Origin of the sequence: Ramlibacter aquaticus, from assembly GCF_015159745.1 — a bacterium.
GTDB classification, from domain to species: Bacteria; Pseudomonadota; Gammaproteobacteria; order Burkholderiales; family Burkholderiaceae_C; genus Ramlibacter; species Ramlibacter aquaticus.
The window spans coordinates 1-7,744 of record NZ_JADDOJ010000122.1; the positions used below are offsets into that span (position 1 = coordinate 1).

The 7,744-nt window shown below is 59.1% G+C and carries 6 protein-coding genes and 1 pseudogene; all 7 read left to right on the forward strand.

The window, feature by feature from the left end:
* Window positions 1-375: pseudogene (locus tag IM725_RS20810) on the forward strand (hypothetical protein); the annotation flags it as partial.
* A 768-nt stretch (window positions 376-1,143) separates the two neighbouring features.
* A complete protein-coding gene (locus tag IM725_RS19090; RefSeq protein ID WP_193782228.1) occupies window positions 1,144-2,112 on the forward strand; it encodes a capsular biosynthesis protein in 969 nt (322 codons plus the stop codon).
* A complete protein-coding gene (locus tag IM725_RS19095; RefSeq protein WP_193782229.1) occupies window positions 2,112-3,530 on the forward strand; it encodes a mannose-1-phosphate guanylyltransferase/mannose-6-phosphate isomerase in 1,419 nt (472 codons plus the stop codon). The genes IM725_RS19090 and IM725_RS19095 overlap by 1 nt, the downstream gene beginning before the upstream one ends.
* 77 nt (window positions 3,531-3,607) lie before the next feature.
* Window positions 3,608-4,717, forward strand: coding sequence for a hypothetical protein (locus IM725_RS19100; protein ID WP_193782230.1), 1,110 nt, complete (start codon window positions 3,608-3,610; stop codon window positions 4,715-4,717).
* A gap of 19 nt (window positions 4,718-4,736) precedes the next feature.
* The gene (locus tag IM725_RS19105) at window positions 4,737-5,519 is read left to right on the forward strand and encodes an ABC transporter permease (RefSeq protein ID WP_321576221.1); all 783 of its coding nucleotides are present in this window, start codon (window positions 4,737-4,739) and stop codon (window positions 5,517-5,519) included.
* Complete coding sequence (locus IM725_RS19110; protein WP_193782232.1) at window positions 5,516-6,166, forward strand: ABC transporter ATP-binding protein; 651 nt, start codon at window positions 5,516-5,518, stop codon at window positions 6,164-6,166. The genes IM725_RS19105 and IM725_RS19110 overlap by 4 nt, the downstream gene beginning before the upstream one ends.
* Window positions 6,163-7,491, forward strand: coding sequence for a glycosyltransferase family 4 protein (locus tag IM725_RS19115; protein ID WP_193782233.1), 1,329 nt, complete (start codon window positions 6,163-6,165; stop codon window positions 7,489-7,491). The genes IM725_RS19110 and IM725_RS19115 overlap by 4 nt, the downstream gene beginning before the upstream one ends.
* Window positions 7,492-7,744: the final 253 nt, after the last annotated feature.

Here is a 7,744-nt window from a genome sequence, read left to right on the forward strand (position 1 = left end):
TTCGAGGCTACATTCGGCGCTTGGGTATCTCAGCCCAATGCAGTTCGAACAACGCTGGTTGGCGGCGCAGCAAAAATCTGCCGCCTGACGATCGGGTTATGCACTCCGATTTCTAGGGGCAACCTCACTCGTCACCGCATCGCAGGCTTGTACGGTGAATGGCGGCCCGGGCAGCCTCGAACTGTTGACGAAGAACGAGTTGCCGAGCTGATCAACAAGACGCTGCATACCAAGCCAGCCGATGGCGCGACGCACTGGAGCACGCGCGGCCTGGCTGCCGAGACGGGCACCAGCAAGAGCACGGTGGCTCGCTACTCAATGCGTTCAGCTCAAGCCGCCCCAGAGCCACGACCAACTCCACCATCTGCTGCCTGAATTCCGCCGGCTACGGCGGTCTCACCTTGGACATTTACGGCTCCTTGAACACAAAGAATGATGTGTCCACAGAACCGGGTCAACTCCAACTTCAGAGAGTCTTGAACCGCCTCGATCATGCGCGGCAGCTCGGCAGCTCGGCGGCGTCGCTGGCCACGTTGGTCAGCGCGGAAGCCATGATGACGTGAGCAAGTAGCCCTCGCAGGAGGTCTTCTGTCCCACCGCGGGCGGCTGGAATTTTTCCGCATTCGTTCGCCAAATCCTGGCGTCACTGGACCTACTCCTAACTCAAAAGAATGACAGCTGCATTTGTGGCACCTGATTAGGGGCAGGCGTGAGCCACGACTCATCAATTCCTTGATCGACGACGGTAACGTCGAGCTACACTACGCCGCAGCGGCCCGTTGAGTTGTCGGATTTTCTGACGGAGCGGGGCACGATCAGGAGGCGGCGGTGACTGGTGTGCTGGACTTTGCAGCGGGGAGCACTAATGGCCAGGCGCGAATTCCTCTCGGCGTAAGCGTCAACCCAGCACTATTGCAGCTCGGAAGTGCTCGCCGGGTGCTTTTACTGCAGGGGCCCGTGGGTCCTTTCTTTGATCGACTTACCCGTTGGCTTAGAGTTCACGGATCTGAGGTTCGACGTATAGCCTTCCAAGCCGGGGATCTTGCTGACGCGAGATTGCTCCGGGCGGACCCGTTTCAGGCCACGGCCGCTGAATGGCCCACATACCTTCGGCGGCTTGCCCGAAATTGGGAGCCCGACTGTGTGGCTCTGTTCGGCCAGTCTCGCCATCATCACAAGGTCGCTCGGATCGTGCTGCAGGACCTTGGCATTCCCGTGGTGGTGTTCGAAGAAGGTTACTTCCGACCAGGTTTCGCGACCATGGAACTGGGCGGAGTCAACGGTTACTCCACCACCTTGGACCGGTATGTCTGGTTGCCGCCGTTCAGCGGCGCGCAGCCACCGGCGCCTGACAGCACACCTCATCATTTTGTAAAGATGGCGGTGCACGCAACGCGCCACTACGTGGAGCTTTACCGCGGGCGTGCCGCTTTCCCTCACTACGCGCATCACCGAAGCACTGACCTAGGCGAGTACGCAACTTACTGGATACGCTCCTGGACGCGCAAGGCGTTTCGTCATAGGGCGGACCTGCGCTATCAAAAAATCTTATTTCGCAGCGGCCAGCCCTACTACTTCGTTCCTCTGCAGCTCGAGAGCGACAGTCAGCTCACCGCGCACAGCAGTTTTGCCAGCAACCAGGAATTCGCCAGTGAAGTCATCCGGTCGTTTGCCTCGCATGCGCCGGCGGACACGCACCTGATTTTCAAGCAACACCCCCATTCGCGAGGGGGCCACAGTCTGGCCGATTACATCCGAGACCTCGCGCGGAGTCACGGGGTCGAGAGGCGCATCTTCCATATCAGCGAAGGCGACACGCCCGACTTAGCGGAACACTCCATGGGTACCGTTTTGATCAACAGCACCGTGGGCCTACAGGCAATTGAACGCAGGGCTTCGCTGATGGTTATGGGCGACGCACTCTACAACCGGGTCGGGCTGGCCTTCCAAGGAACCCTCGACGCTTTCTGGTGTGCCGGTTTTCGGCCGGACCAAGACACCGCTCGGAATTTCTTGGCGCAGCTAAAAAGCCTTACGCAAGTGCCTGTCAGCCTCTACGGCCAATACGAAAGCCCGCTGCGCTGGAATCAGATTCTTAAAGGAGTTTCCTGATGGCTGCACTGATCCCAGTGGTCCTTTGCGGCGGAGCCGGGACCCGGCTTTGGCCCGTATCGCGCGAGTTGCACCCGAAACCGTTCATGCGGCTGCCCGACGGTAAGACTTTGCTGCAACAGACATTCGACCGCGCTGCAGGCCTTCCGCAAGTGGGTCGCATCATGACGGTGACCAATCGTGAATTCTTTTTCCGCACTCGCGAAGAGTACGAGAGCACACGGGCCAACGCGGTGGCAGCCTCCTATCTTCTGGAGCCTCAGGGCCGCAACACCGCCGCCGCCGTAGCCCTGGCAACGTTGCGCGTCGAACAACTCGAGGGGCCCGACGCGGTGATGTTGGTGATGCCGGCCGACCACGTGATCACCAACGCCGATGCGTTCGCCAAGGCAGTCGGCCAAGCAATCGTATTGGCCCTCGCCGGTCGAATCTGCACGTTCGGCATCCGCCCGACTCAGCCCGAGACTGGTTACGGATATATCGAGCATTCGGACCAGGATGTCGTTGCATTCGTTGAAAAACCCGACCGGATAACGGCACAGCGTTACATGGGGAGCGGCCGGCACCTATGGAATGCCGGAATGTTTTGCTTTCGTGCTGGCACCATGCTTCAAGAGTTGGAGCAACTCTGCCCCGAAATCTTGGAGGGATGCCGAGCCGCACTTGTCACGGCACGGCACGCCGAGCTACCGCGGGGCGAGCAACTTGAATTCGCCGGCGAAAAATTCGCGAGCATTCGATCCGACTCAATTGACTTTGCGGTCATGGAGAGGACTGCTCTTGCGGCGGTAATCCCATGCGACAACATTGGTTGGAGCGACATCGGCTCTTGGTCGGCGCTGAGCGAGCTTTCATTAGCGGACAGCAGCGGTAACCGTGTGGACGGTGAAACCGTTGTGCACGATTCGCGCAACTGCTTCGTGCACAGTGAGCGCGTGGTCGCAATCGTGGGGGTAGAGGATCTAGTGATCGTGGACACACCGGACGCTCTTCTGGTCGCCCATCGCGACCGGGCGCAGGACGTCAAACACGTGTTCAGTCAGCTCAAGGCTAAAGACCATGAATCTCATAAGCTGCACCGAACGGTGCATAGGCCTTGGGGGACGTACTCGGTCCTCGAAGAAGCTAGAAGTTTCAAGATCAAGCGCATCGAGGTGCGTCCGGGCGCGGCGCTTAGTCTGCAGATGCACCATCATCGTAGCGAGCACTGGATCGTTGTGAGTGGAATTGCGGAGGTACTAAACGGCGAGGAACTGATTACCTTGAAATCTAATGAGTCCACCTACATCCCCGCAGGGCACAAGCATCGTTTGCGCAATCCTGGGCGAATTGACCTTGTGATGATCGAGGTGCAAAGTGGCGAGTATCTTGGCGAAGATGACATCTTGAGATTCGAGGATAACTACGGGCGCGCGTGATTGAAGTCAAGTGAAGGGGGCACGACTCACTTCAGAGTACGATCAGAGGATGAGTTGGTCGAGCACATGATTCCGAGATGAAACTTAAGTTTACATCCAAGCTGGGCGACGTGAATCGCGTTCTCTTGATCGTCGTCGCCGCTCCGACTCTTCTTGCTGCCTCGTACCACGCGTTTTGGGCTTCCGACGTTTACATATCGGAGTCCCGGTTCGTCGTGCGCAGCCCCGAGCGTCGTTCGCAGTCGGTGCTGGGCAATCTGTTCCAGGGTACTGGTTTCGGAAAGACCCAGGACGACAGCTACACGGTTCGGGAGTACGTGCTGTCGCGCGACGCCCTTCGGGTTCTCGATGACAAGCTGAACCTGAAGGCTGCATACGGCAGCAAGAACGTTGACGTCTTCAGCCGGTTCGCCGGCCTGGATTTCGACAACAGCTTCGAGGCCCTGCACCGGTATTTCCAGAACAAGGTAGATGTCCAGACGGACGCGAACTCGTCGATTGTGACGCTCACGGTGAAGGCGTTTACTGCCGACAATGCAGCAAACGCCAACCGACTCTTGCTCGAACAGAGCGAGGAACTGGTAAATCACCTGAATGAACGGGGGCGCCGTGACTTGATCCGCTACGCAGAGAGAGAGGTGGCACAGGCCGAGCAGGCTGCGAAGGCGGCCGCCTTGAACCTCTCCAACTACCGGAACGCCCAGAACGTTGTGGATCCCGAACGACAGGCCGCCGTCCAGCTGCAGCAGGTCGCCAAGCTTCAAGATGACCTGATCGCGACCACGACCCAGTTGTCACAGTTGCAGGCCTTCGCTCCAGGCAACCCGCAGATCCCTGCCCTGCGCAACCGGAGTACCACGCTGCGGGAAGAGATCGAACGGGAAACCGGGCGCGTTGCCGGCGGCCGTGACTCGCTGGCTAACAAGGCGGCCGGTATTCAGCAGCTCGCTCTCGAAATGGAATTCGCGAATAAACAGCTCGCAAGCGCCCTGACCAGCCTGGAAACAGCTCGCAACGACGCTCAGCGTCAGCAGGTGTATCTGGAGCGTATTGCACAACCCAGCACGCCGGACGTGGCACAGGAGCCACGGCGCGTCCGCAGCGCGTTCGCAGCGCTGATCGTGGGTGCGGTGGCATGGGGGATTCTGAGCATGCTTGTGGCAGGTATTCGCGAGCATCAGGACTGACGTGGGCTCGAGGAACTCAGTGGGGTCGCTGCTCGATTCCTGGGCCGTCCAGCGCAGGGTAATCGGCGCGCTCCTGATGCGCGAGGTGCTGACACGCTATGGCCGTCACAACATCGGCTTCCTGTGGCTTTTCGCAGAGCCCATGATGTTCACGCTCGGCGTGACGGCACTCTGGAGCGCACTGCGGACGGTGCACGGATCAGGCTTGCCGATTGTAGCCTTCGCGGTGACCGGCTATTCATCGGTGCTCCTCTGGCGGAACATGCCTGCCAGATGTATCAAGGCGTTGGAACCCAATCTTGCCCTGATGAACCACCGCAACGTCAAGGTGCTCGACGTGTACCTCGCGCGGCTGCTCCTCGAAGCAGGGGGCGCCACAATTTCATTCGTCGTTCTGTGCGTCGTCTTTGCATCCCTTGACTGGATGCGGGGCCCGCAGGACCTGCTGAAGGTTGCCGTCGCATGGGGCCTCCTCGCCTGGTTCGGCGCAGCACTAGCGATTCTCGTCGGGGCGGCGAGCGAGCAGTCCGACCTGATTGAAAAGCTCTGGCACCCGATTTCCTATCTTCTGTTTCCGTTGTCGGGAGCTGCGTTCCTGGTAGACGCAGCCCCGTTGGGGGCGCAGCACCTGCTGCTTCTGATTCCGATGGTGAACGGGATCGAGATGCTCCGAGATGGCTACTTCGGTTCCCAGCTTCGAGCTCACTACGACGTAACCTACCTCGTTGCGTGGGCCCTTGGACTCTCGCTGCTTGGCATGGCTAAGTTGCGCCTTCTCTCCCGTACGGTGACCCCCGAATGATCGAGATGCGCTCCGTCACGAAGCAATACTCCACCCGAAGTGGTCCGGTCACCGTGCTCCGAGATCTGAGCCTGCAGGTACGCCCCGGAGAGAAACTTGGGATTCTGGGCCGGAACGGGGCGGGCAAGTCCACGCTGATCCGGCTACTCAGCGGCGCCGAGCGCCCTACAAGTGGCTCGGTGGACCGCCGAATGAGCGTCTCGTGGCCGCTAGCGTTCAGCGGTGGCTTCCAAGGCTCTTTAACAGGTCTGGACAACGTCCGTTTTATCTGTCGTGTGTACGGAGTGGATGCAAGCGAACGAATTCCATTTGTGGAGGAGTTTTCAGAACTTGGCCGCTATATGCGCGAGCCGCTGAAGACCTACTCCTCCGGAATGCGGGCTCGGCTTGGGTTCGCCATTTCCATGGCGGTGGAGTTCGACTGCTATCTGATAGACGAGATCATCGCTGTAGGTGACAGCCGCTTCCATGCCAAGTGCGAGCGCGAGTTGTTCGAGAAGCGAGGTGACCGAGCGATGATTATGGTGTCGCATATGCCTGACATGATTCGACGGCACTGTCACACGGTCTGCGTCCTGAGCAGTGGGCAAGTCACGTTGTTCAGTGATGTCGATGTAGCCTATGCCTTTTATGAGGGCCGCGCTTGAACTGGTCCGAGTTGCAGAAGCGCGCTCAGCCTTATTTGTCGCCAGCCTGGCTGGAGAGGCTTCGTGTGCAATGGACGCGACGTTCAGTCGTCCGCAAACTGACTGATGCGAGAGGTTCGAAGCGCACTTTGTTCGTCGACGTTTCCGTGATCAGCGAAAACGATGCGGGAACAGGAATTCAACGGACAGTTAGAGCAGTTGTCGCCTTGCTCCTGAGCGAGTCTCCCCCGGGCTGGACAGTGATCCCCGTTGCTGCGACGCGCAAGTGCCCTTATCGCCGCGTCCTATGGCCAACGTCTGCCATTGCCAACTGCGGCGATCGCATCCTGCCAGTTTCAGGGGACGTGTTCCTCGGCCTCGATTTTTCACTTGACGCCGTGTACCGTCATCGCCGGCAGCTCGCCTCCTTCAGGCGCCAGGGATGCAAGGTCTGGTTCGTCATGTACGACCTACTCCCCATCCAGCGGCCCGACTGGTTCTCGGACCGGCTGGTGGTCCGCTTCGCCAACTGGCTGTGGTCAACGGCTTGTGTTGCTGATGGCTTTTTCTGCATTTCGTCAATCGTCGAACGTCACTTGCGGGAGCAGCTCTCCCGCCGCTACTCGCTGACCGCGGGTTTCAGCACACGCGTTCTACCGATGGGAGCAGATCTTTCAAGTGCCAGACATGGTCGTGGAATGCCCGAGGGTTTCGAAGCGCTCATTTGTCAACTGAAGGAAGAACGGATCGCGCTCATGGTCGGCACCGTTGAGCCACGAAAGGGCCACGCCGATGTGCTGAAGGCGTTCGAGAGGCTGTGGGCCCACGGGAGGAAGTACCGACTGGTGGTCGTTGGACGCCCGGGGTGGAAGAACCATGAGCTCATTACCGCACTAGAGACGCACGCGCTGCAAGGTTCCCTTCTGTTTTGGCTCAAGGACGTGAGTGACGATGCACTGCAGAAGCTGTATGAAGCATGCGATGGTGTGATCATCGCCTCACACGCGGAAGGCTTCGGCCTGCCACTGGTCGAAGCACTGGGCCACGGCAAACGCATACTCGCACGCGACCTCGAAGTCTTCCGAGTTCATGCAGGCTTCGGGATCACCTACTTCGCTCCTGACAGCAGCGAACTGTTGCTGGCTCAGTCGATCGAGGACTGGCTCGAATCTCCAGTCGGCCGCGCAGTGCCGACTTTACGGGACTTACCGTCGTGGTCAGACACGGCCGACTGCATCATTTGGGCATTGAATGAATGTCCCGCCACGGACTGCGCTGGGGGGCTTGGATCGTCGACACACCGCGAGCAACTTCTCAAGCCCGACCAACACGAACGATCCTACTGATATGCTAAATTCAACCTATTCTGCGATGCCGCCGCTTGCCAGCACTGACGTGAGCTCAGAATGTATCGACGACGGGCGATTCGAAGTGGATCTCATTGTCCCCGTCTACAAGAACAGGGAACTGACTGTTGATTTCCATGGAATCCTGACCCGGCATTTCCATCGAATATTGACCCACCCTCTTTGCGAGCCTTGCGGCTCACGGTGTGGATAAGTTCTTGGTCTTCTCCTTCTTTTTGGGTTCGTCTGCCTG

Coding starts and splice junctions, on each gene's coding strand:
- IM725_RS19095 (WP_193782229.1), top strand. CDS start 2,112: ATGGCTGCACTGATCCCAGTGGTCCTTTGCGGCGGAGCCGGGACCCGG.
- IM725_RS19110 (WP_193782232.1), top strand. CDS start 5,516: ATGATCGAGATGCGCTCCGTCACGAAGCAATACTCCACCCGAAGTGGT.
- IM725_RS19100 (WP_193782230.1), top strand. CDS start 3,608: ATGAAACTTAAGTTTACATCCAAGCTGGGCGACGTGAATCGCGTTCTC.